The 22,225-nt window shown below is 74.5% G+C and carries 22 protein-coding genes and 1 tRNA gene; 14 read left to right on the forward strand and 9 right to left on the reverse strand.

Annotated elements, in window-relative coordinates:
* Positions 1–10: 10 nt before the first annotated feature.
* On the reverse strand, positions 11–1,252 hold the full coding sequence (locus ACQ393_RS06695) for an acyltransferase family protein (protein WP_430646049.1): 1,242 nt from the start codon (positions 1,250–1,252) through the stop codon (positions 11–13).
* A gap of 64 nt (positions 1,253–1,316) precedes the next feature.
* Here ACQ393_RS06695 and ACQ393_RS06700 point away from each other — a divergent pair, with 64 nt between their 5' ends.
* The 12 genes from ACQ393_RS06700 (at position 1,317) to ACQ393_RS06755 (ending at position 12,110) form a co-directional block, all read left to right on the forward strand.
* On the forward strand, positions 1,317–2,105 hold the full coding sequence (locus tag ACQ393_RS06700) for an SDR family NAD(P)-dependent oxidoreductase (protein WP_430646050.1): 789 nt from the start codon (positions 1,317–1,319) through the stop codon (positions 2,103–2,105).
* A complete protein-coding gene (locus tag ACQ393_RS06705) occupies positions 2,102–2,860 on the forward strand; it encodes a potassium channel family protein (protein ID WP_430646051.1) in 759 nt (252 codons plus the stop codon). Before ACQ393_RS06700 ends, ACQ393_RS06705 begins: the two co-directional genes overlap by 4 nt.
* A 9-nt stretch (positions 2,861–2,869) precedes the next feature.
* Positions 2,870–3,394, forward strand: coding sequence for a phosphoribosyltransferase (locus tag ACQ393_RS06710; RefSeq protein WP_430646052.1), 525 nt, complete (start codon positions 2,870–2,872; stop codon positions 3,392–3,394).
* On the forward strand, positions 3,391–4,116 hold the full coding sequence (locus tag ACQ393_RS06715) for a Type 1 glutamine amidotransferase-like domain-containing protein (RefSeq protein ID WP_430646053.1): 726 nt from the start codon (positions 3,391–3,393) through the stop codon (positions 4,114–4,116). The genes ACQ393_RS06710 and ACQ393_RS06715 overlap by 4 nt, the downstream gene beginning before the upstream one ends.
* A gap of 7 nt (positions 4,117–4,123) precedes the next feature.
* Positions 4,124–4,849, forward strand: a complete 726-nt coding sequence (locus ACQ393_RS06720) for a uracil-DNA glycosylase (protein ID WP_430646301.1) — start codon at positions 4,124–4,126, stop codon at positions 4,847–4,849.
* A 9-nt stretch (positions 4,850–4,858) separates the two neighbouring features.
* The gene (locus ACQ393_RS06725) at positions 4,859–5,437 is read left to right on the forward strand and encodes an N-acetyltransferase family protein (RefSeq protein WP_430646054.1); all 579 of its coding nucleotides are present in this window, start codon (positions 4,859–4,861) and stop codon (positions 5,435–5,437) included.
* Between the two features lie 47 nt (positions 5,438–5,484).
* Complete coding sequence (locus tag ACQ393_RS06730) at positions 5,485–6,921, forward strand: amidase (protein WP_430646055.1); 1,437 nt, start codon at positions 5,485–5,487, stop codon at positions 6,919–6,921.
* A 91-nt stretch (positions 6,922–7,012) separates the two neighbouring features.
* Positions 7,013–7,984 (forward strand): siderophore-interacting protein, encoded by a 972-nt coding sequence (locus ACQ393_RS06735; protein WP_430646056.1) that lies wholly within the window; start codon positions 7,013–7,015, stop codon positions 7,982–7,984.
* On the forward strand, positions 7,981–9,051 hold the full coding sequence (locus tag ACQ393_RS06740; protein ID WP_430646057.1) for a FecCD family ABC transporter permease: 1,071 nt from the start codon (positions 7,981–7,983) through the stop codon (positions 9,049–9,051). Before ACQ393_RS06735 ends, ACQ393_RS06740 begins: the two co-directional genes overlap by 4 nt.
* Positions 9,051–10,133 carry a FecCD family ABC transporter permease gene (locus tag ACQ393_RS06745; protein ID WP_430646058.1) on the forward strand — a complete coding sequence of 361 codons (1,083 nt, stop codon included), beginning with the start codon at positions 9,051–9,053 and terminating at the stop codon, positions 10,131–10,133. The genes ACQ393_RS06740 and ACQ393_RS06745 overlap by 1 nt, the downstream gene beginning before the upstream one ends.
* Positions 10,130–10,999: an ABC transporter ATP-binding protein gene (locus ACQ393_RS06750; protein ID WP_430646059.1), complete on the forward strand. Its 870-nt coding sequence runs from the start codon at positions 10,130–10,132 to the stop codon at positions 10,997–10,999. Before ACQ393_RS06745 ends, ACQ393_RS06750 begins: the two co-directional genes overlap by 4 nt.
* A gap of 82 nt (positions 11,000–11,081) precedes the next feature.
* Entirely contained in the window at positions 11,082–12,110 is a 1,029-nt protein-coding gene (locus ACQ393_RS06755) for an iron-siderophore ABC transporter substrate-binding protein (RefSeq protein ID WP_430646060.1), read from the forward strand.
* A 60-nt stretch (positions 12,111–12,170) separates the two neighbouring features.
* Here the strand turns inward: ACQ393_RS06755 and ACQ393_RS06760 are convergent, their stop codons facing one another.
* From ACQ393_RS06760 to ACQ393_RS06795, 8 genes are all read right to left on the reverse strand, one after another.
* Entirely contained in the window at positions 12,171–12,617 is a 447-nt protein-coding gene (locus ACQ393_RS06760) for a Fe-S oxidoreductase (protein ID WP_430646061.1), read from the reverse strand.
* Entirely contained in the window at positions 12,614–14,071 is a 1,458-nt protein-coding gene (locus ACQ393_RS06765) for a dihydrolipoyl dehydrogenase family protein (RefSeq protein ID WP_430646062.1), read from the reverse strand. The genes ACQ393_RS06760 and ACQ393_RS06765 overlap by 4 nt, the downstream gene beginning before the upstream one ends.
* Before the next feature lie 143 nt (positions 14,072–14,214).
* Positions 14,215–15,057, reverse strand: a complete 843-nt coding sequence (locus ACQ393_RS06770; RefSeq protein ID WP_430646063.1) for an arginase family protein — start codon at positions 15,055–15,057, stop codon at positions 14,215–14,217.
* Positions 15,058–15,105: 48 nt separating this feature from the next.
* Positions 15,106–15,705: a J domain-containing protein gene (locus tag ACQ393_RS06775; protein ID WP_430646064.1), complete on the reverse strand. Its 600-nt coding sequence runs from the start codon at positions 15,703–15,705 to the stop codon at positions 15,106–15,108.
* Between the two features lie 87 nt (positions 15,706–15,792).
* Positions 15,793–16,530 (reverse strand): PspA/IM30 family protein, encoded by a 738-nt coding sequence (locus ACQ393_RS06780; protein ID WP_430646065.1) that lies wholly within the window; start codon positions 16,528–16,530, stop codon positions 15,793–15,795.
* Between the two features lie 83 nt (positions 16,531–16,613).
* A complete protein-coding gene (locus ACQ393_RS06785) occupies positions 16,614–18,641 on the reverse strand; it encodes a TPM domain-containing protein (RefSeq protein ID WP_430646066.1) in 2,028 nt (675 codons plus the stop codon).
* A gap of 196 nt (positions 18,642–18,837) precedes the next feature.
* Positions 18,838–18,910, reverse strand: a tRNA-Arg gene (locus tag ACQ393_RS06790).
* 75 nt (positions 18,911–18,985) lie between these two features.
* Positions 18,986–19,618, reverse strand: a complete 633-nt coding sequence (locus ACQ393_RS06795; protein WP_430646067.1) for an iron ABC transporter ATP-binding protein — start codon at positions 19,616–19,618, stop codon at positions 18,986–18,988.
* Between the two features lie 39 nt (positions 19,619–19,657).
* Here ACQ393_RS06795 and ACQ393_RS06800 point away from each other — a divergent pair, with 39 nt between their 5' ends.
* Both ACQ393_RS06800 and ACQ393_RS06805 read left to right on the forward strand, forming a co-directional pair.
* The gene (locus tag ACQ393_RS06800; RefSeq protein WP_430646068.1) at positions 19,658–21,331 is read left to right on the forward strand and encodes an arginine--tRNA ligase; all 1,674 of its coding nucleotides are present in this window, start codon (positions 19,658–19,660) and stop codon (positions 21,329–21,331) included.
* Positions 21,332–21,340: 9 nt separating this feature from the next.
* Positions 21,341–22,144, forward strand: a complete 804-nt coding sequence (locus ACQ393_RS06805) for an LmeA family phospholipid-binding protein (protein WP_430646069.1) — start codon at positions 21,341–21,343, stop codon at positions 22,142–22,144.
* The last annotated feature ends 81 nt before the right edge of the window (positions 22,145–22,225 follow it).

The raw sequence follows: 22,225 nt of genomic DNA on the forward strand, positions 1-22,225 counted from the left end.
CAACACGGCGTCATCCGCGGGCGTCGGGCGTCGCGTCCGATGGACCGCCGGCGTCGCGGCCGCGCCCGGCGTCCGGCTCCGCGTCCGGCTCGGCGTCCGGCCGCGGCGCGTCGATGCGCGCCGAACCGGGCGGGTCGGACGGCAGCGGCGGCAGCGCCTCGGCCGGGAGCACGAGCGTGCCCGTGGCCGTCGTCGGCTCCGGGCGGAACAGCCAGCGCGCCCGCGGCTCGACGAGCGGCCGGAAGATCCGCCGCACGGGCTTCAGCGAGAGCACCACCGAGACCCCGACGCAGAACACGATCATCGCCGGCAGCACCCACCACGGCTGCCGGCCCTCCAGGATCGGCGTCTCGCGCAGGGGGAACAGCACGAACGAGTGCAGCAGGTAGATGTACATGGTGGCGCTCCCGAACGCCGTGAACGGGGTCGTCCGACGCGGCATCAGGATGAGGAACGCGACGGCGAGCAGCATCGCGAGCAGCAGCAGGAAGAGGCGGATGGCGCCCGACCACGGCTCGTCGTAGCCGATGGCCTCGTACGACTCGTCGTAGAGCATGAACCGCCGGAGGCGGAGGTCGCGCCACGTCTCGATCGCCGCCGGCAGCGCGACGAGCAGCACCGCGAACAGGGCGAACGCCCCGGCGCGCCAGCGCCAGGTCGCCGCCGTCGAGAGGTCGAGCCACCGGTCGGTGATCCGCCACTGCCGCAGCTTCCAGCCGAACACGAAGAACGGGAACATGCCGAAGGTGCGGGTGAGCGCGAGCGTCGAGTCGATCTCGACGGCGTAGCCCGCGCCGATCGAGACGGCGATCGCGATGAGCAGGGGGTAACGCAGGAGCACGAGGTACGGCAGCGCGATGCGCCAGATCGCGAGCGCGATGAGGAACCACAGGGTCCACGACGCGGTCGTGTAGTCGAGGACGAAATCGCCGCCGAGGGCGAACCGGACGACGGTCCAGATCGTCTCGAAGATGAAGTACGGGAAGACGATGTCGGTGAGCACCTGTCGCATCGCCCGTGCGTTCGGCGGCCCGGACTTCGCGAAGTACCCGGACACGGTGACGAACACGGCGACGTGGAACGAGTAGATGAACAGGTACACGCTGTAGGCCGCGTCGTCCTCGGCGATGAGCGGCAGGATGCCGTGGCCGATGACGACGAGGGTGATCGCGATCCATCTCGCGTTGTCCCACAGCGGCACGCGGCGCTTCCGGTGCGTCCGATGGCCATGGGGCTGCGTGGTCGGCTCCATCCGCCCATTCTTCCCCACGGAGCGACGGCCGCGCCGCGACGGCCCGCTCGGGCAGAATGTCGGCATGGACCAGTTGCGCGCAGTCGTCACGGGAGCGAGTTCGGGGATCGGGGCCGCCACGGTGCGCGCCCTCGTCGCCGCCGGATGGGACGTCGTCGCGGTCGCCCGCCGAGCCGACCGGCTCGCGGCGCTCGCCGAGGAGACCGGCGCCGAGCCGTTCACCGCCGACGTGACGAGCGATGCCGAGGTCGCGGCGCTCGCCGCCCACCTCGCCGCCACGGGCGGCGTCCACGCGCTCGTGAACAACGCCGGCGGCGCGAAGGGGCTCGCCTCGGTCGAGGAGTCCGACCTCGACGACTGGTCGTGGATGTTCGAGGTGAACGTGCTCGGCCTGAAGCGCGTCACGAGCGCGCTCCTGCCGCTGCTGCGGCGCGGGGCGACCGAGCGGGGCGTGGCCGACATCGTCAACGTCACGTCGATCGCCGGGCACGTCGCCTACGTCGGCGGCGGCGGGTACAACGCCGCCAAGTTCGCGGCGCACGCGATCACCGAGGTGCTGCGCCTGGAGCTGAACGGCGAGCCGATCCGGGTGGTGGAGGTCGCGCCGGGCATGGTGCGCACCGACGAGTTCGCGCTCGTCCGGTTCGGCGGCGATCGGGCCAGGGCCGATGCCGTCTACGACGACGTGCCCGAACCGCTCGTCGCCGAGGACGTCGCCGGCGTGATCGTCGACGCGATGACGAAGCCGCGCCACGTCGACCTCGACCTCATCGTGGTCAAGCCCGTCGCGCAGGCGGCGCCGCACCGGCTCGCCAAGGGCGAGCTCGCGGTCAAGGGGGAGCCGGGCGCATGAGCATCGGCCGCGTCGAGCGTCGCCACCGCTGGGTGGATCACACCGCGGCCGCCCTCGCGATCCTCGGGTTCCTCTTCGTCGCGGCGTACACGGTCTCGGTCCTCTGGCCGGAGTTCGCACGCGACTGGCGGCCCCTGTTCAACGGGATCTTCATCGTCACCTGGGTCGCCTTCCTCGCCGACTTCGTCGTCCGGCTCGTGCTCACGCCCGCAGGCGAGCGGTGGCGCTACACGTGGCAGCACCCGATCGAGTTCCTCTCGGTGCTGATCCCCGTGTTCCGGGCGCTCCGGGCCGTGACGCTGCTGCGCAACATCCCGGCCCTGCAGCGCCGGACCCCCGACACGGTGCGCGCGAACTTCGTCATCTCGGCGGTGCTCTACGCCGCGATGTACGTCTTCTTCATCGCGCTCGCCACGCTGCAGGCCGAGCGGGAGGCACCCGGCGCGACCATCACGAACTTCGGCGATGCCCTCTGGTGGGCCGTCGTGACGCTCACGACCGTCGGCTACGGCGACACGTACCCCGTGACGACCCTCGGCCGCATCTGGGCCGTGTTCCTGATGATCGGCGGCATCGCGATCGTCGGCGTCGCGTCGGCCACGATCATCTCCGTGCTGAACGAGCGCCTCAATGCGCTGCGCCACGGCCACGGACCCGACGGGTCGGCGCTCGCCGAGCGCGAGGGACTGATGGCGGACGACCTCGACGTGCCCGAGCGGGGGCCGGCCCCCGGCGGGGGACCGGCCGACCGGTAGCCTGACGGGATGACGTTCGACGCGAATGACGCCGCCGCCGATGCCGACGGCATCCGCCGCGAGATCCTCAGCTGGGACGACTTCGCGGAGGCGGCGAGGACGCTCGCGTCCGACGTCCTCGGCTCGGGGTTCCGCCCCGACGTGGTGATCGCCATCGCGCGCGGCGGGCTGCTGCTCGCGGGCGCGATCGCCTATGCGCTCGGCACGAAGTCGTGCGGTTCGATCAACGTGGAGTTCTACACGGGCGTCGACGAGCGCCTGCCCGAGCCCGTGCTGCACCCGCCCATGCTCGACGCACCCGCCCTCGCAGGCCGTCGCGTGCTGCTCGTCGACGACGTCTCCGACTCGGGCCGCACGCTCCGCAAGGTCGTGGACCTGCTCTCCGAGGCGGGTGCCGAGGTGCGGAGCGCGACGCTGTACACCAAGTCGCACACCGTGCTCGCACCGGACTACGACTACCGGCGCACCGACGACTGGATCGTCTTCCCGTGGTCGGCGCTGCCGCCCGTCACCGTCGAGGAGGGCGTCGCGTGAGCATCCACCTGATCGGGGGCGGCGCGACGGACCGCTCGGATGCCGCGCTGTACGCGCCGTTCGTCGACGAGGCCGCGCGGCGCGCGCGGGCCGCGGGTCGCGACCGGCCCCGCATCGCCGTGATCTCGCTCCACCCGGAGGCCGCGGAGAAGGCGGCGGCGCTCGGCGACCTGCTCGTCGCGGCCGCCGACGGCGCGGGGATCGACGTGCACGCGACCGCCGGGCGTCCCGCCGAGCCGGTCGCACTCACCGCGATCGCCGACGTCGATGGCATCGCGGTGGGCGGGGGCGTCGTGGAGGACGTGCGCGCCGGACTCGAGCCGGTGTTCGGCGAGCTGCGCCGACAGGTCGCGGCCGGCGTGCCGTACCTCGGCGTCTCGGCGGGGGCGATGATCGCGGCCGAGGGTTCGCTCGGGGGCGGGTCGCGCATCGGCGGCGTGCGCGTCGCCCCGGAGGATCCGGACGAGCCGGGCGTCGAGCTGGAGATCGAGGCCGGCATCGGACTCGTCGACGTGGCCATCGAGGTGCACGTCGCCGAGCGCGGCATGCTCTCCCGGCTGGTCGCCGCGGTCGAGTCCGGGCTCGTCGCCGGCGGGCTCGGCATCGACGAGCGCACGGCGCTGATCGTCGGCGACGGCGGCCTCCGCGTGGAGGGGGCGGGCAGCGTCTGGCGCGTCCTGCCCGCCGAGCAGGGCGTGCTCGTCTCCACGATCGGATCCTGACGTGGCGATGTCGCTCGACGGGCTGGCCGCGGCCGGGCTCATCGACCCGGGCTGGGCCGCCGCGCTCGAACCGGTCGGCCCGAGGATCGCCGAGCTCGGCGACTTCCTCCGCGCCGAGTCGGCGGCGGGGCGCGGCTACCTCCCGGCCGGCGATCGCGTGCTCCGCGCGTTCGGTGCGCCGATGGAGGACGTGCGCGTGCTCATCGTCGGGCAGGACCCCTACCCGACCCCGGGGCATCCGATCGGCCTCTCGTTCGCGGTCGACCCGGACGTGCGCCCGGTGCCGCGGAGCCTCGCGAACATCTACCGCGAGCTGCGCGACGACCTCGGCATCCCGACGCCGGACCACGGCGACCTCACCTCGTGGAGCACCAGCGGCGTGATGCTGCTCAACCGCGTGCTCACGGTGCGCCCGGGCGCGCCCGCCTCGCACCGCGGCAAGGGATGGGAGGAGGTGACCGACCACGCCATCCGTACGCTCGTCGCGCGCGGCACGCCGCTCGTCGCCATCCTGTGGGGACGCGATGCGCAGAACCTCAAGCCCCTGCTCGGTGCGACGCCCGTCGTCGAGTCCCCGCACCCCAGCCCGCTCTCGGCGAGCCGCGGATTCTTCGGGTCGCGGCCGTTCAGCCGGGCCGACGCGCTGCTCGAGGCGCAGGGCGGCCGGCCCGTCGACTGGCGGCTGCCGGCGACGCCCGCGCCGCGTCATCCGGTCGTCATCTCCGCGGAGTAGTCTGGCGCGATGCTGGAGGAGGAGTACCAGGCCCGCCGGACGCTGCCGCGCCACCTGCGCAGGCCCGAGGCGCCCGAGGCGCCGTTCGCCTTCGAGATCCGTCCCGCGCGCCAGGCCGACCTCCCCGCGGTGCGCGAGATCTACAACTACTACGTCGCCAACTCCACGGTGACCTTCGACGAGGACGCCATGAGCCTCCGCGAGTGGAAGCAGAAGTTCTCCTACCTGAGCCGCCTCGGCATGCCCTTCCTCGTCGCCGAGTCGCCGAGCGGCCAGCTGCTCGGCTACGCGCTCGCGTCGCCGTGGAAGCAGAAGCGCGCGTATCGGTACACGGTCGAGAACTCGATCTACCTCGGCCCCGCGGCATCCGGCAAAGGGCTCGGCACCGCACTGCTCGGCGCGCTCATCGACGCCGCGAAGGAGGCGGGCCTGAAGGAGATGATCGCGGTCATCGCCGACCAGGGCGCGGAGGCGTCGATCCGGCTGCACGAGCGGTTCGGCTTCCACGAGATCGGCCGCATGGGCCGCGTCGGCTTCAAGTTCGACCGCTGGCTCGGCACGGTGCTGCTGCAGAAGACCCTGAAGTGAGCGGATGCCGCGGGCTCGCGTCGGCGGCGCCTGCGTAGGCTCGTGGGGTGGCCGACCTGCATGATGCCCTGCACGAGTTCACCGCGCTGGAGCTGCACCAGCTGCTCCAGCGCGGCGAGGTGAGCCCGGTCGAGGCGGCCGAGCACTTCCTCGGCCGGATCGAGCGTCTCGATCCGGAGGTCGGGGCCTTCGCGCACGTGACGCCCGAGGCGGCGCTCGAACGGGCGCGGGCCGTGGAACGCGACGTCCCGCACGCGGCGCCGCTCTGGGGCATGCCGCTCGCGGACAAGGACCTGCACCCGCGCGCGGGCGTCGCGACGGGGTTCGGGTCGCGCGTGTTCGCGGACCACGTCGCGGAGGAGTCGGACGACACGGTCGAGGCCGTGGATGCCGCGGGGGCGGTCAGCCTCGGCAAGACGGCGACGCCCGAGTTCGGGCTGCCGTCGTACACCGAGCCCCTCGCCGGGCGGCCGGCCCGCAACCCGTGGGACCTCGCGCTCGGCGCCGGCGGCTCGAGCGGGGGAGCGGCCGCGGCGGTCGCCTCCGGGATGCTGCCGTTCGCGCCCGGCAGCGACGGCGGCGGGTCGATCCGGATCCCGGCGGCCTCGTGCGGGCTCGTCGGCGTCAAGCCGTCGCGGGGTCGCGTGCCCTCGGGGTCGGGGATCGACCGGCTCGGCGGGCTCGGCGTGGTCGGCCCGATCGCGCGGACGGTCGCCGACGCGGCGCTGCTGCTCGACGGCCTGATCGCGCCGCGCGGCTATCCGGCGCGACATCCGTTCGCCCTGCGCGCGCCGGGGGAGGACGGCCCGTACCTCGGCGCCGCGATCCGCGGCGAGGGGCGCTTCCAGGTGGGCGTGATGCTCGACACGCCGTGGGACGACTTCGCCGACATCCGCCTCGACCCGGCCGCCCGCGACGCGCTGGACCGGGCGATCGCCCTGCTCGACCGGATGGGCCACGGCGTCGCGGAACTGCCCGCCTCGCCCGAGCCCGGCTACCCGGCGGCGTTCCGCACGATCTGGCAGGCCGGCGCCGCGGGCATCGCCGTCGACGAGGGGGCCGGCGATCGCCTGGAGCCGCTGACGCGCTGGCTCGTCGCTCGCGGCCGGGAACGCACGGCCGGCGAGCTCGCCGAGGCGCTGGGCTGGCTGACGGGCTTCGAGCGCCGCACGATCCAGCGGTTCTCGGCCGTCGACGTGGTCCTCACCCCGGCGCTCGCGCTGACGCCCCGGCCCGTCGGCTGGTACGACGCGGAGGACGCGGAGGAGAACTTCGCCCAGCAGGTGCGCTTCACGCCGTACACGTCGTTCGTCAACGTCGCCGGGCTGCCGGCCGTGACGCTGCCCGTGCACGACACCGAGGGCGGACTGCCGATGGGCGTCCAGCTCATCGGCCGGCCCGGCGGCGAGGCGACGCTGTTCTCGCTCGCGGCGCAGCTCGAGCGGACCGCGCGGCGCGGCCGCCGGCGGCCGCCCGTGTGGTGACGGATGCCGCGGCGGCACCCGTCGCGGGTCGCCGGCCCATCGCGTCGGCCCGGGGTGTCATCCGCCCCGCACCGTGTGCAAGACTTAGGTAATGCTTACCTCACTCGCCGAAGTCGCCGCGCCCGCTCGTCCGCGTCCCGCGTATCGCGGCTTCCGCGCGAGCGTGTCGCGCGTGCATCGCCTGACCCCCCACTTCACCCGGGTCACCTTCTCCGGCGACGAGCTCGCCGAGTTCGGCACCGCCGGCCTCGACCAGCGCGTGAAGGTCGTCCTCCCGCTCGAGGGCTCGGGCTTCGCGCACTTCCCGGACGGCGAGGACTGGTACTCGGCCTGGCGCGAGCTGCCCGCCGAGCACCGCAACCCCTTCCGCACGTACACGATCCGGGCGGTGCGCCCGGAGCTCCGCGAGGTCGACGTCGACTTCGTGGCGCACGGCGACACCGGTCCCGGTTCCGCGTGGGCGACGCGGGCGGCCGTCGGCGACGACATCGTGCTCGTCGGCCCCGACGAGCTGAGCGAGGGCCGCACGATCGGCATCGACTGGCGGCCCGGCACGGTCGACACGGTGCTGCTCGCCGGCGACGAGACCGCCGCCCCCGCGATCTGCGCGATCCTCGGATCGCTGCCCGCCGACGCCGAGGGCGCCGCGATCATCGAGGTCCCGAGCGCCGACGACGTGCTCGAAGTCGCCGCACCCGCGGGCGTCGAGGTGCGCTGGCTGCCGCGCACCGAGGCGCAGTCGCACGGTGAGCGCCTCGTTCCCGCCGTCCGCGATTGGGTGGCCCGCACCTGCTGGCTCCGCGACTGCGCCGACCCCGCGTCGGCCGCAGCCGAGTCGGCCCGGCGCACGCTGGTCGAGCTCGAGGCCGCGGCCGACGCCGACGGCATCCTGTGGGACGTCCCGGAGGGCACGAGCCTCGACGGCGACTGCTACGCCTGGCTCGCCGGCGAGGCATCCGTCATCACCGCACTCCGCCGCTTCCTCGTGCGCGAGGCCGGTCTCGACCGCCGCCAGGTCGCCTTCATGGGCTACTGGCGCCGGGGCCGCGCCGAACTGGCGTGAGCGGGGCGCCGCAGCTCGTGCCGACCTCGGCGGCGACCGCGGCGGACCGAGCGGATGCCGCGCCCGGCGGGCATCGGGGACCCCGCGCCGGCCGCCGGGTGCTCGTGGTCGGCGGCGCCCTCGCCGCGCTCCTCGTCGTCGTCGCCGCGAGCCTCGCGCTCGGCGTCAGGACGATCGATCCCGCCGAGGTCTGGCAGGCGCTCGTCGCCCCCGACCTCGCGGACGCCGACCAGGCGGTCGTCGTCCAACTGCGAATCCCGCGCACGGTGATCGGCCTGGCGGCCGGCCTCGCGCTGGGGCTCGCCGGCACGCTCATCCAGGGCGTGACGCGCAACCCGATCGCCGACCCCGGCCTCCTCGGCATCAACTCGGGCGCGTCGCTCGCGGTCGTGCTCTGCATCTCGCTGCTCGGCATCACCGAACCGCTCGGCTTCATCTGGTTCGCGTTCGCCGGCGCGACGATCGCGGCCGCCGTCGTGTTCGCGATCGGCGGGGCGCAGCCGGTCCGGCTCGCGCTCGTCGGCGCCGCGCTCACCGCGCTGCTCACCCCGCTCATCGCCCTCGTCCTCATCCGCGACACCGAGGCGTTCAACCAGTACCGGTTCTGGGCGGTCGGCTCGCTCACCGGGCGCGACCTCGCCACGGTCGGCTCGCTCTGGCCGTTCCTCGTCGTCGGCGTCGTGCTCGCCGCAGCGCTCGCGCACCGGCTCAACCTCCTCGCGCTCGGCGACGACGTGGCCTCCGCGCTCGGGCAGCGCGTCGGCGTCACGCGTGCGGTGTCCGGTCTCGCGCTGGTGCTGCTCTGCGGCACCGCGGTCGCGCTGGCGGGGCCGATCGCGCTGGTCGGGCTCGTCGTCCCGCACGCCGCGCGCCGACTCGTCGGCAGCGACTACCGCTGGATCACCGCGCTCGCGATGCTGCTCGGCCCGATCATGCTGCTCTCCGCCGACGTCATCGGCCGGCTCGTCGTGCCGAACGCCGAACTCGAGGCGGGGGTGGTGGCCGCGTTCCTCGGCGCACCCGTGCTCGTCGCGATCGCCCGCAGTCGACGGGTGGCGGGGCTCTGATGCGCGCCGCAGCGATCGTCGACGCACGCACCCCGGTCGACCCGGGTTCGGCTGCGGTGCCCGACGCGACCGGGATCGGGTCGGTCCGCCGCGCCCACCGGCGCCGCAACGCGGCCGTCGTGGCGACGGCGGTCGTCGTGGTCGCCGCGATCGCGCTCGCGGCGCTGTCGTTCGGTGCGGCCGGCGTCACCCCCGACCGCGTGCTCGCGGTGCTCCTGGGCGGCGGCGAGCGCATCGAGCGGTTCGTCGTGTTCGACCTGCGGCTGCCGCGGATCCTCGCCGCGCTGCTCGTGGGAGCCGCCTTCGCCCTGGCGGGCGCGGTCTTCCAGTCGACGCTGCGCAATCCGCTCGCGAGCCCCGACATCCTCGGGATCTCCGCGGGAGCGAGCCTCGGCGCCGTGTGGGCGATCCTGGGCCTCGGCGCGAGCGGCGTCCTGGTCGCGGGCTTCGCGTTCGGCGGCGGCCTCGCCGTCGCCCTCGTCATCTGGCTCGCCGCGTGGCGGCAGGGGCTGCACGGCGTGCGGTTCGTCCTGGTCGGGGTCGGCATGGCCTACCTCTGCGGTTCGACGGTCACCTGGCTGCTCGCGCGAGCGGAGGTGCGTCAGGCCCAGACCGCGCTGCACTGGACGGTCGGCAGCGTCGCCGACGTGCGCGGCGAGCCCCTCGTGGCGCTCGCGGGCGGGCTCGCGGCGTGCGCGCTCGCCCTGGCCGTGCTGACCCGCGCGCTGCGTCCGCTCGCCCTCGGCGACGACCACGCACGTGCGCTCGGGGTGCGGGCGGACGCGGCGCGCATGGGCCTCCTCGTCATCGCCGTCGCGCTCGTGGCCCTCGCCACCTCGGTGGCCGGCCCCATCGCGTTCGTCGCGCTGATCGCCCCGGCGGTCGCCCGCCGGCTCGTCGGCGGGGGAGTGGCGGCCGTGACCGCCGCCGCCGTGCTGGGCGCCGCCCTCACCCTGGGCGCCGACGTCATCGGCCAGTTCGCGTTCCCCGGTTTCACGGCGCCGCTCGGCATCGTCACCGGGATCATCGGCGCGCCGTACCTGCTGTGGCTGCTCGCCCGCACCGAGAGGACCCGCGCATGAGCTCGCTTCCCGTCTCCGCCGCCGAGGCGGCCCCCGCGGCCGGCGCCGGACTCGTCGCCGAGGGTGTGAGCCTCGGCTACGACGGCCGTCGCGTCATCGACGGCCTCGACCTCGCGATCCCGCCCGGGCGGATCACCGCCGTCGTCGGTCCGAACGCGTGCGGCAAGTCGACGCTCCTTCGCGGCCTCGCGCGCCTGCAGCCGCTCGAGGCGGGCCGGCTGCTCCTGGACGGGCGAGACGCATCGCGGATGCCGCGGCGCGACCTCGCGCGTCGCGTGGGCGTCCTCCCGCAGTCCTCGATCGCTCCCGACGGCGTGCGCGTCGCCGACCTCGTGGCACGGGGCCGCTTCCCGCACCAGGGCTGGTTCGGACGCCACTCGAGCGACGACGACCGCGTCGTCGCGGAGGCGCTCGCCGCGACCGGCGTGGCCGACCTCGCCGACCGCCCCGTGGAGGAGCTCTCCGGCGGACAGCGCCAACGCGTCTGGATCGCGATGGTGCTCGCGCAGCAGACCGACATCGTGCTGCTCGACGAGCCGACGACCTTCCTCGACGTGACCCACCAGCTCGAGCTGCTCGACCTCCTGACCACGTTCAACCGCGAACGCGGCACCACCGTCGTCATGGTGCTCCACGAGCTCAACCTGGCGGCGCGCTACGCCGACCATCTCGTCGTGATGTCCGCGGGTCGCATCGTCGCCGAGGGCGAGCCGGGGGCGGTGCTCACCGCGGACTCGGTCCGCGATGCGTTCGGCCTCGAGGCGAGCGTGATCCCGGATCCCGTCTCGGGCACGCCGCTCGTCGTGCCGATCGGCCGATACCACGCCCGGGGCGCCGAGGCGCCCGGCGGATCGCTCGCCGTGTGACCGCGGATGACAGGAGGGTGCGCCATCTGCGGAGTTAGGTTAGGCTAGCCTTATCAACCTCCCCTTCATCCAAGGAGCATCCGTGCGTCTTCGACGTTCCCTGATCGCCGCGGCCGGCGCCGCCGTCACCGCGCTCGCCCTGTCCGCCTGCTCGGGCACCCCCGCCGAGTCCACCGAGGAGGGTTCGGCACCCGCGGCGGAGGGCTTCCCCATCGCGCTCGAGCACGCGTTCGGCGAGACCGTCGTCGAGGAGGCGCCCGAGCGCGTGGCCACCTGGGGCTGGGGCTCGACGGAGGCCGCGATCTCCGTCGGCGTCTACCCGGTCGCGATCGCCGAGCAGGCGTGGACCGTCGGCGAGGGCAACTACCTCCCGTGGGTCGAGGCCGCGTACGAGGAGGCCGGCGAGGAGCTGCCCGCCCTCATCCCCGACCCCGAGGGCGGCGCCACCATCCCCTACGAGGAGTTCATCGAGGCCGAGCCCGACCTGATCCTGGCGCCGTACTCGGGCATCACGCAGGAGCAGTACGACACGCTCTCCGAGATCGCCCCGGTCGTCGCCTATCCCGAGGCCCCCTGGACCACGCCGTGGGACCAGACCATCGAGATCACGGCCGAGGCCCTCGGCCGTGCCGACCAGGGCGACGCGGTCCTCGCGGACATCGCGGACGGCCTCGCCGAGCAGGCCGCCGAGCACCCCGACTTCGCCGGCACGACCTTCGCGGGCGTGTGGGACGGCGACGGCTTCGTGTACGTCTACACCGCGGCCGACTCGCGCATCGAGGTGCTCACCGAGCTCGGTCTCGAGGTCGCCCCGAGCGTCTCGGAGCTCGACACGAGCGACGGCGGCTTCTTCTACGAGCTGAGCTACGAGCAGCTCGACCAGCTCGAGGCCGACGTCATCGTCAGCTACCACAACACGAAGGAGGAGGCCGACGCCTTCCTCGTCAAGCCCGAGCTCCAGGCCATCCCCGCGGTCGCCGCGGGCCAGGTCGCACAGGTCTACGACCCGGTGACGGTGTCGTCGGTCTCGCCGCCCACCGCCCTGAGCTTCGACTGGGAGGCCGGCCTGCCCGCTCTCGTCGAGGCGATCGCGGGCGTCGTCGAGCAGTGACGAACGGCTGAAGCCGCACCGGCGGGCCGGGCTCCCCACGGGGCCCGGCCCGCCGTCGACTCAGCCCGCGGCGTCTCCGCCTGCGCCGGTGCCGCCTGCGCCGCGTCCGCCTGCGCCGGTGCGCCGACCGCGCCGGGCCGGCAGGTAGCCGCCCGCCTCCAGCCCGGCCTCGATCTCGAAGCGGTTCCGGAGCGGGTCGCGGCCCGACAGCCAGTACAGGATCGGGAAGAGCAGTCCGTACGTCCGCCACTGCTCGCGGTGGACGACCTCATGGCCCAGCACGGTGTCGGAGTCGTTCCGGTCGGTCAGGTAGCAGCCCCCGACGCACGAGCCGCCGCGACCGAAGGTCCACCGCGGCATGCCGCGGAAGACGACGAGCCCCTGCCGCACCTCGACCCGCCCTCGACTCCAGAGGAACCCCCAGGCGAAGCCGACCGCCGTCGCCCACCAGTACCCCGCCGCGCTGATCGGCGAGTCGGTGAGGCGCACCCGCAGCGTCCGGCTCATGCGCCGGCCTCCGGCCGGCCGTCGGCCTCGAGCAGTCGCAGCCACACCTCGCTCATGGTCGGGAACGCCGGCACCGCATGCCAGAGCCGGGCGACCGGCACCTCGCCCACGATCGCGATGGTGGCCTGGTGGATCAGCTCGGCGACGTCCTGGCCCACGAAGGTCGCGCCGACCACGACGTCGCGAGCGTCGTCGATGACCAGCCGGGCGCGTCCCTCGTATCCCTCCGCGACGATGCCCGCCCCGGTCACGCTCGAGAACGCGACCTCGGGGGTGCGCACCGCGAGACCGCGGTCGGCGGCCTTCCGCGTCGTGAGCCCGACCGCGGCGACCTCGGGATCGGAGAACACCACGCTCGGCACGGCGACCCCGTCGGCGGTCGCCGCATGCACGCCGAACCGTCCGGCGTCGACGCGGCGGCCGAGCGCGCGTGCGGCGATGACGTCGCCCGCCGCGCGCGCCTGGTACTTGCCCTGGTGCGTGAACAGGGCGCGCCCGGTCACGTCGCCGACCGCGTAGAGCCAGGGGGCGTCGCCCCCGGATGCCGCGCCGGCGCCGGTCGCGACGAGCGTGTCGTCGACCTCGATCGACGCGCCCGGCTCCAGGCCCACCGTCTCGACCCCGATGCCGGTCGTGCGCGGTCGGCGGCCGGTCGCGACGAGGACCTCGTCGGCCGTGACCGTCGAGCCGTCGTCGAGCTCGATGACGACGGCATCCGCCTCGTCCCGGACGACCCGCACCGGGCTCACGCCCGTGCGCAGGTCGACGCCCAGCGCCCGCAGGCCGGTCGCGACCGCGTCGCCGGCGAACGGCTCCATGCCGCCGAGCAGCCCGTGGCGCACGAGCATCGTGGTCTCGGTGCCGAAGCCCGCGTAGATCGTCGCCATCTCGGTCGCCACGACCCCGCCGCCGATGATCGCGAGCCGGCCGGGAACGGTGTGGGCGCCCGTGGCGTCGCGGCTGATCCACGGCCGGGCGTCGGCGAGCCCCGGCACGCCCGGGACGACCGGCTCGGATCCGGTGCACACCGCGACGGCGTGCCGTGCCACGAGCACCTCCTCGTCGCCCCCGCCCGGCGGGGAGACGACGACGCGACGCTCGCCGTCGAGCCGGCCGTGACCGCGCACGAGCACGGCGCCAACGCCCTCGAGCCAGCCCACGGCGCCGTGGTCGTCCCAGTCCGACACCCAGTAGTCGCGGCGGGCGAGCGTCGCCGCGACGTCGACGTCGCCGGTCACCGCGTCGGCCGCACCGGGAACGCGTCGCGCGGCGCGCAGCACCGACCCGCTGCGCAGCAGCGTCTTGGAGGGCACGCACGCCCAGTACGAGCACTCGCCGCCGACGAGTTCGTGCTCGACGACGGCGACCTCGAGGCCCGCGGCGCGGGCGCGATCCACGACGTTCTCGCCGACCGGTCCGGCCCCCAGGACGATGACGTCGAACTCCCTGGCCATGCGCGCTCCCTCCTCGGCCGGGGGACGCGCCGACCGGCCACCGCCAGCCTAGGCAGCAGGCGGCCTCGCTGGCCACGGTTGCGCGAGCGTGGCGGACTCGGTGGTCCGGTCTCCGGCCGTCCGCCGCCGTCTCGGCGGACGCCTCAGGACGCGCCGGAGGCGAGCGCGCCGATGAGCCGCAGGATCGTGGGCAGGTCGTCGAGGGCGGCGTCGGGGGAGGCGGGCGCGAAGCCCGCGATCGACGCGCCGGCGAGCGGCAGGCGACCGACCACGGCGCGCACCAGCGCGACGACGTCATCCGGATCGGCGCCGAAGGGGAGCGGGTACGAGAGGCCGGCGATCGCGGACGGGTCGAGCACGTCGAGGTCGATGTGCACGTACACACGGGTCGCGCCGGTCGCGACGACGGCGTCGACGACGGCCTGCGCGTCGCCGAACCGGTCGACGCCGACCATGGCGACGCCGTGCTCGTCGATGAACGACTGCTCGCCGTCGTCGACGGCACGAACGCCGCCGAGCACGAGGCGGGACGGGGCGATGCGCTCGCCGTCGGCGAGGGCGAGCCCGTCGGCCCCCTCGCCGAGGATGGACCGGAGCACCATGCCGTTGAACGCGCCCGACGGGCTCGACTCGGGCGTGTTGAGGTCGGGGTGGGCGTCGAGCCAGAGCACGGCCAGCGAGTCGGCGTCGCCCGCCGCGGCGTTCGCCACCGAGGCCGACGCGATGCCGCAGTCCCCGCCGACCGCGATCGGCGTCCGCCCGAGACCCCGCATCGCCTCGCGCATGCGCTCGTTCACGCGGCGCAGCGCGCTGTACCGCTGGACCCCGGTGCCCAGCGCGTCGCCGGCCTCGACGGGCACGTCGACGACGACGGTGGCGGCGGAGGGGAGGTCACCGCTGATGGCGTGCGCGCCGTCCGCGTGGCTCATGGCGCGGGCGGAGACGGAGCCCTGCCACTCGGGGACGACGACGAAGGCGGCCGGCATGGTTCCCAGTATGTTCCTCGCGGCATCCGCGCGCGACCGGCGCGGGCGTCAGGGCTGGTCGGGGAAGTGCACGAGCCCGGCCTGGACGGCGAGACCGACCGACGCGATCGCCGTCAGCCCGAGGCCGACGAGCGATGCGACGGTCGTCGAGACGATCACCGCGATGCCGCTGAGCCCGAGGAGCACGAGGGTCGCCCACCAGGCCCAGCGACGGCGGGTGAGCCCGGTCGCCAGGGCCGCGGCGACGAGGAGCGCGAGACGCCCCCAGAGATCGAACGCGCTGAAGACGGGCTCGGTGGAGGTCGACAGCAGCGCGCCGAGGAGCAGCAGGGCGGTCCAGGTCGCGATGAGCCTCGGGCTGCGCCGCGGCGCGGTCCTGGCGCGCACCGGTCCGCCCGTCGCGTGCTCGACCACGATCGGCCCGTCGGCCCAGCCGCCCCGCGCCGCCGCCCGACCGTCGGAGAGGAGGTGGTAGGCGCGGGTGACCTCGATGAAGCGTGCGCTCGCGGCGCGCACGTCGGCCTCGGGCATCCCGGCGAAGCGGTCCGGGTGGAGCTCCCTCGCCAGCCGCCGGTAGGCGCGATCCAGGACGGACTGCTCGGCATCGAGGTCGACGCCGAGCAGGTGCGCGGCCTCGTCGGGAGTCATGCGCGACACCTCGTTCGCCATCGGCCGGTCGGCGTGCCGGCGGGACGGGGCGGATGCCGCGGGGCGAGCCCGCGGCATCCGCCCGGTTCAGGACCCGGCGATCTGCCCCTGGGCGCCACCGGACTTCAGCGCGGCGAGCCGCGCTTCGACCTCGGTGAGCTCGCCGAGGTCGTCGAGCTCGTTGAACTGCGCGTCGATGCTCGAGGCGGCGAGCTCGGCCTGGCCGCGCGCCTTGGCCTCCTCGCGGCGGACCTTGTCCTCGAACCGGCCGAGCTCGCTCGTCGGGTCGAGGATGTCGATCGACTTGACCGCCTCGTGCACCTGCTGCTGCGCGGCGGCGGTCTTCGAGCGCGCGATGAGCTCGCTGCGCTTGTTCTTCAGCTCGACGAGCTTCTGCTTCATGCCGTTGAGGCCCGACTTCAGCTTCTCCACGACCTCGGTCTGCGCCTCGATCTGGGGCTCCGCTGCACGAGCCTCGTTCTCGGAGGAGATCTGGCGGCTCAGCGCGACCTTGGCGAGGTTGTCGAACTTGTCGGCGCCCGCGGTGTCGCCCGTGGTGCGCAGCTCGTCGGCCTTGCGGCTCGCGGCGAGGGCCTTGTCGCCCCACTCGCGCGCGGCGTTCACGTCCTCGCGGTGGTCGTCCTCGAGCAGGCGCAGGTTGCCGATGGTCTCGGCGATGGCCGCCTCGGCGTCGGCGATGGAGTTCGTGAAGTCGCGCACCATCTGGTCGAGCATGACCTCCGGGTCCTCGGCCTGGTCGATGAGCGCGTTGACGTTGGCTCGCAGGAGCTGCGAGATGCGTCCGAAGATGGACTGCTTGGTCATCGTGGATTCCTTCCGGTGTGGGTGATCGAACGTGGTCGTGCGAGTCGATGGGGTGGGGCCGGGCCCGGCGGTGGTCCGGTGGGTCAGAAGCGGCCCCCGCTTCCGCGCCTCGAGCGCGTGGCCGACCCGCCGAAGCTGCCGGGGGCGCGGCGGCCGCCTCCGCCGAAGCCGCCGCCGAAGCCGCCCGAGGACCGGCCGCCGCCGAACCCGCCGCCGGTCGTGCCGCCGCCTCGCCCGCCGCCGAGCATCGAGTCGATGAGGATGCCGCCGAGCACGGCGCCGAACAGGTCGCCCCCGCTCGACCCCCGGCCCGAGGGAACGCCGAAGCCGCCGGGCGCCGCCCCGCCGCCGAAGCCGTCGCCGAATCCGCCGACATCCTGACGGGCGAGCGACATCGCCTGCTCGGCGAGTCCGTCGGCGCGCTGCGCGGCCGCGAGGGCGCGCGCGGGATCGGCCGCGGCGAGCGACTGCGCCTCGACGACGAGGCGGCCGGCCTCGGCGAGCCGGGTCCGCGCCTCGGCGCCGATCGCGCCCCGGCGTGCGACCATGTAGTCCTCCGCGGCCTGCACGCGCGAGCGCGCGGCGAGCAGCGTGCGGTCGAGGTCGGCGCGCGTGCGCTGCGCCTGCACGGCGGCGTCCCGCGCGCCCTGGATCGCGGCGTCGATCTCGCGGTTGACGCCGTCGAGCCGGGCCGAGAGGGCGAGCGGCGAGCGCCCCGTGGCGGCGAGGTCGGCCCGGAGGGCGGCGGCTTCGGCCTCGACGCGGTCGGCGAGCTGCCCGAGGCCGGCGTCGGACATCGTCCGGGCGGTCCGCACGTCGGTCTCGAGGTCGTCGACCCCGGCGGCGACGGCACGATCGGCCGCCGCGAGGTCGGCGGCGAGGCGCTCGACCGCGTCGGCGAGCAGTCGCGCCTGGTCGGCGGCCTCCTCGGCGGCGCGGATGTCGACCGCGGCCGCACTCGTCTCGCCCCGCGCGATCGCGGCGGACGCCTCGGCCGCCGAGTCGCGGCCGAAGGCGACGCGCGCCCGGGCCTGCTCGGTGTTGTCGGCGACGGATGCCAGCGCCTCCGGCGCGTAGTGCGATGACAGGGCGTTCAGGCGCGCGGCGGCCGGCCCGATCGCCGCCTCCGCCGCGCGGATCGCCTCCTCGACCCGGGCGAGCGCCTGCGGCGCGTTCTGCTCGAGTGCGCGCAGGGCGTCGAACCGCTCTGCGTGGGCGTCGAGCAGATCCTCGGCCTCGCCGGTGACGCGCAGGATCTCCGCGTACCACTCGCGCTGCTGCGCCTCGGTGTCGGGCTCGTGGTCGTCGAGCCGCTGCTGCAGGCCGAAGGCCTCGCGCACCTGCTCCTTCGCGGTGCCGAGCGCGGCGCGGAAGCCGGCGGTCGCCTCCTCGCCGTAGGACGCGACCGCGAAGCCCAGTTCCTCTTCACTGGTCTTCAGCGCGTCGTCGGCGGCGATCAGCGCGCCGCCGACCCGGCGTCGGAGCTCTTCGAGCGGCACCGCGGGCGGCCCGGCGGGCTCCTCGACGGCGGCGCGGTCGCGGGAGCGCCGCCGCGCGAGCACGATCGCCACCACGATGGCGACGGCCACGCCGACCAGCAGGAGGAGCCAGAGCCATCCGAGCCCTCCGCCGGACGAGCCGCCGCCGATGGCCTCCGCGCCCGCGATCGCGGCCGCGGCCCAGTCGCCGTCCCTGAGGTGGGGCTCGATCTCGCGGACCGCGATCCGATCGACGTCGGCGGCGGACAGCGATGCGTCCTCCGCGGCGGAGAGGTGGTAGGCGCGACCGTCGATCGCGACCGCGAGCAGGTAGTCCTCGCTGCCCATGTTGTTGTCGTTGGCGGTCTGCGTCGCCCAGGTCCCGGCATCGGCCGGGTCCTCGAACTCGCTCACGAAGGCGACGAACAACTGGCGGCCGCTGCGGCCCGCGGCCTCGTCGATCGCCGCCTCGACCTCGGCCGTCTCGGCGGCGGTGAGCGCCCCGACGGTGTCGACGATCGGGCCCGCGCCGAACTCGACGGGCTCCTCGGCGGAGGCTCCGACGGGCGACAGGGCCAGCCCGAGTCCCACGAGCACCGCGAACGCGATCGAACCTCCGCGAACCGACCGCATGCGCCAGTGCCCTTCCCCTCGGAGTCCGATGAGTGGAGTCTATTGGCGCCCTCCGACGGGCGTCCACGACTTCCAAGGCGACGCTCAGGGGGCGGCCCCCCCGCCGCGACGAGGCCGCCGACGCGACCGCCGCCCGCCCGGATACGGAACGAGCCCGGACCCTCAGCTGGCTGAGTGGACCGGGCTCTTCACGACGTGCCCCCGGAGGGATTCGAACCCCCGACCTACGGTACCGGAAACCGGCGCTCTATCCCCTGAGCTACGGAGGCGCACAGCAGGAAACACTACCACCTGCACCGGTTCCCGGCGGACGCCCGCTCGCGCCGGCATCCGGTCGCCGGGGCTCAGCCGGCGACGTTCGCGATGACGTCGGCGACGAGCGACTGGGCGTCGCCGGGCTCGAAGAGCGCCGGCGACTCGATCACGATCCAGTACCCGTCCGTGAACACCTGCGCCTGGCCGCTCCCGCCGGACTGGCGGAAGAAGCCCTCGACCTCCGGCGGGGTGCCGTACGTCGGCACGGCGTTCGACCGCATAGCCGCGTCGCCCACCTGGAGCTCGTACGCGTGCTCGGGGAGCGTGGCGACGCCCACCTCGAGGAGGTCGCCGCTCGTCTGGTTGGTCCATCCGCATGCGGTGCCCGCGGCGTCGACCACGTCGGCGATCGTGGCGGCGGAGGGCGAGTAGTCGGGGCCCGTGCCGAAGTTCGGGTTGTACGCGTACACCTGGTCGGCGGTGAGGACCTCGTCGCACGCGAGCTCGAACGGGATGGGCTCCTCGGTGGGCTCGGGCTCGGCCGACGGATCGGCGGGGGCCGTGGCCGGTGCGGAGCCGGTCGCCCCGGGCGGCGCGGTCGTCTCGGACGGCCCGGCCGACGGGTCGGTGCATCCGGCGAGGAGGAGCGCCGCGGCGGCCGCACCCGCGAGCGCGAGCGCGGCCGGGCGGAGGCGGGGGAGCGGGGCGTTCGGGCGGGGCATGCGGGAAACGATAGCAACGCCGACGGGTAGGATCTTCGAGTGACTCCCGCCGACCTCTCGCGTGCCCTGTACGACCTCGTCATCGCCTCGGTCGATCGACGACGCGAGGCGGGGTCCGAGGTCGAGCTGGAGCTCGCTCCCGACGCCGTGACGCTCGAGCGCCCCAAGCTCCGCGAGCACGGAGACTGGGCCTCCAGCATCGCGCTGCGCATCGCGAAGCCCCTCGGCGCGAACCCGCGCGAGATCGCGGCCGAGCTCGCCTCCGGGCTCGCCGGGGTCGACGGCGTCGCGAGCGCCGAGGTCGCCGGTCCCGGCTTCATCAACATCCGGCTGGAGGCGGCCGCCGCGGGCGCGCTCGCCAAGACGATCGTCGAGGCCGGAGCGGCCTACGGTCGGGGCGACTCGCTCGCGGGCCGGGTGATCAACCTCGAGTTCGTGTCCGCGAACCCGACCGGTCCCCTGCACATCGGCCACACCCGCTGGGCGGCGCTCGGCGACTCGATCGGCCGCGTGCTGCGCGCGGCCGGGGCGAGCGTCGCGAACGAGTACTACATCAACGACGCCGGCAACCAGATGGACAACTTCGGCGCTTCGGTCATCGCGGCCGCCAAGGGCGAGCCGACGCCCGAGAACGGCTACCCCGGGCAGTACATCGCCGACCTCGCGGCGCGCGTGCTCGAGCGCGAGCCGCACCTGCTCGAGCTCGACGACGACGTCGCGCTGCACACCGCGCGCGAGATCGCCTACGAGCTCCAGCTGGCCGAGATCCGGGCGTCGCTCGAGCGCTTCAACGTGCACTTCGACGTGTGGACGAGCGAGCGCGCGCTGCACGCGAAGGACGACGACGGCGTGTCCGCCATCGACGCCGCGGTCGAGCGCCTGCGCGCCCAGGGCCACGTCTTCGACGAGGGCGGCGCAGTGTGGGTGCGCACGACCGACTTCGGCGACGACAAGGACCGCGTGATCCGGCGCGCGAACGGGGTCTACACCTACTTCGCCGCAGATGCCGCGTACTACCTCGACAAGGGCGACCGCGGGTTCGAGCACAAGGTCTACCTCCTCGGCGCCGACCACCACGGCTACGTGCACCGCCTCAAGGCGCTCGCAGGAGCGGCGGGCGACGACCCCGAGCGGGACATCGAGGTGCTCATCGGCCAGCTCGTGTCGATCAACGGCGCGAAGCTCTCCAAGCGCGCGGGCAACATCATCGAGCTCGACGACCTGCAGGCCTGGCTCGGCACCGACGCGCTGCGCTACACGCTCGCGCGCTATCCCGCCGACTCGCCGCTCGCGATCGATCCCGAGGTGCTCCAGCGTCGCGGCAACGACAACCCCGTCTTCTACGTCCAGTACGTGCACGCGCGCACGACGCAGCTCGCGCGCAACGTCGCCGAGGCGGGCGTCGACCGCTCGGCGTTCGCGCCGGAGCTGCTCGAGCACGAGACCGAGTCGGCGCTGCTCGGCGCGCTGCAGGAGTTCCCGCGGATCGTCGCCCAGGCCGCCGAGCTCCGCGAGCCGCACCGCGTCGCCCGCTACCTCGAGGAGCTCGCCGGCCTCTTCCACCGCTGGTACGACAACTGCCGCGTGCTGCCCCTCGGCGACGAGCCGGTCACCGATCTGCACCGCACGCGGCTCTGGTTGAACGACGCGACCGGCCAGGTGATCCGCAACGGGCTCGACCTCCTCGGCGTCTCGGCGCCCGAGCGCATGTAGCGTTCCTGCATGACCCCACGCGCTGCCGAGACCGTGCCCGTCGACCCGGTGGGGCGGTCGGATGGCGCGCGGCGGCGCCGCGAGGACGGGAACGCCGCGGTCGTGGTGCTCGTCATCCTCGTGGTGTTCGCCGCGCTGCTCGTGCTCGTCGAGACCGTGGGCCGCGGCATCGCGGAGCGCAACGTCGCCGACTCGATCGAGCAGTCGCTGCCGGAGGGCGTCGAGGGCGACGTCGATGTCGAGATCCGCGGCGTCTCCGCGCTCTGGCAGGCGTTGACCGGCAGCATGGACGAGATGGTCGCGACGGCGCCCGACCTCGACGTGCAGGGCGTCCCGGTCGACGTGGTCATCACGGCCTACGACGTGCCGCTCGCGGAGGGCGGGACGCTCGGCCGCGGCGTGGCCGAGGCATCCGTCGACGGCGCCGCGGTCGACGAGATCGCGGCCGCGCAGGGCCTCGAGGGCGGACTCGAGCTCGGGGACGGCACCGTCGCGTACGCGGACGAGATCACGTTCCTCGGCATCCCCATCGGGTTCTCCGTGACCGCCGAGCCCGAGGCCGCGGGCGATCGGGTGCTCCTGCGCCCCGTGGCCGCCGAGATCGACGCCGTCGGCGGCAGCCTCGACGCGTCGGGTCTCGTCGACCGCATCCTCGGCGGCGACCCGTTCCCGATCTGCGTCGCCGACCGGCTGCCCGAGGGCGTCGAGGTGTCGGGCATCGACGTCGAGCCCGACCTGGTGACCGTCCGGCTCGAGGCGAGCGGGCTCCCGCTGGCCGAGGAGACCCTGGCGACGACGGGCGCCTGCGACTGAGCCGGCGGGCCCGCACCCGCCTCGGCGGTCCGGGTCGCCCGGTGTCGTCGCCGATTCGGCCACCGCGCCGGGCGTCGGTAG

The sequence above is a fragment of the Agromyces sp. GXS1127 genome, assembly GCF_050565425.1.
Lineage (GTDB): Bacteria > Actinomycetota > Actinomycetes > Actinomycetales > Microbacteriaceae > Agromyces.

What these genes read in the sequence shown, in the direction of transcription:
- ACQ393_RS06695 (WP_430646049.1), bottom strand. Translation starts at nt 1,252, where the DNA reads ATGGAGCCGACCACGCAGCCCCATGGCCATCGGACGCACCGGAAGCGC.
- ACQ393_RS06710 (WP_430646052.1), top strand. Translation starts at nt 2,870, where the DNA reads ATGACGTTCGACGCGAATGACGCCGCCGCCGATGCCGACGGCATCCGC.
- ACQ393_RS06745 (WP_430646058.1), top strand. Translation starts at nt 9,051, where the DNA reads ATGCGCGCCGCAGCGATCGTCGACGCACGCACCCCGGTCGACCCGGGT.
- ACQ393_RS06750 (WP_430646059.1), top strand. Translation starts at nt 10,130, where the DNA reads ATGAGCTCGCTTCCCGTCTCCGCCGCCGAGGCGGCCCCCGCGGCCGGC.
- ACQ393_RS06770 (WP_430646063.1), bottom strand. Translation starts at nt 15,057, where the DNA reads ATGCCGGCCGCCTTCGTCGTCGTCCCCGAGTGGCAGGGCTCCGTCTCC.
- ACQ393_RS06785 (WP_430646066.1), bottom strand. Translation starts at nt 18,641, where the DNA reads ATGCGGTCGGTTCGCGGAGGTTCGATCGCGTTCGCGGTGCTCGTGGGA.
- ACQ393_RS06775 (WP_430646064.1), bottom strand. Translation starts at nt 15,705, where the DNA reads ATGACTCCCGACGAGGCCGCGCACCTGCTCGGCGTCGACCTCGATGCC.
- ACQ393_RS06725 (WP_430646054.1), top strand. Translation starts at nt 4,859, where the DNA reads ATGCTGGAGGAGGAGTACCAGGCCCGCCGGACGCTGCCGCGCCACCTG.
- ACQ393_RS06805 (WP_430646069.1), top strand. Translation starts at nt 21,341, where the DNA reads ATGACCCCACGCGCTGCCGAGACCGTGCCCGTCGACCCGGTGGGGCGG.
- ACQ393_RS06705 (WP_430646051.1), top strand. Translation starts at nt 2,102, where the DNA reads ATGAGCATCGGCCGCGTCGAGCGTCGCCACCGCTGGGTGGATCACACC.
- ACQ393_RS06760 (WP_430646061.1), bottom strand. Translation starts at nt 12,617, where the DNA reads ATGAGCCGGACGCTGCGGGTGCGCCTCACCGACTCGCCGATCAGCGCG.
- ACQ393_RS06795 (WP_430646067.1), bottom strand. Translation starts at nt 19,618, where the DNA reads ATGCCCCGCCCGAACGCCCCGCTCCCCCGCCTCCGCCCGGCCGCGCTC.
- ACQ393_RS06735 (WP_430646056.1), top strand. Translation starts at nt 7,013, where the DNA reads ATGCTTACCTCACTCGCCGAAGTCGCCGCGCCCGCTCGTCCGCGTCCC.
- ACQ393_RS06780 (WP_430646065.1), bottom strand. Translation starts at nt 16,530, where the DNA reads ATGACCAAGCAGTCCATCTTCGGACGCATCTCGCAGCTCCTGCGAGCC.
- ACQ393_RS06700 (WP_430646050.1), top strand. Translation starts at nt 1,317, where the DNA reads ATGGACCAGTTGCGCGCAGTCGTCACGGGAGCGAGTTCGGGGATCGGG.
- ACQ393_RS06720 (WP_430646301.1), top strand. Translation starts at nt 4,124, where the DNA reads ATGTCGCTCGACGGGCTGGCCGCGGCCGGGCTCATCGACCCGGGCTGG.
- ACQ393_RS06765 (WP_430646062.1), bottom strand. Translation starts at nt 14,071, where the DNA reads ATGGCCAGGGAGTTCGACGTCATCGTCCTGGGGGCCGGACCGGTCGGC.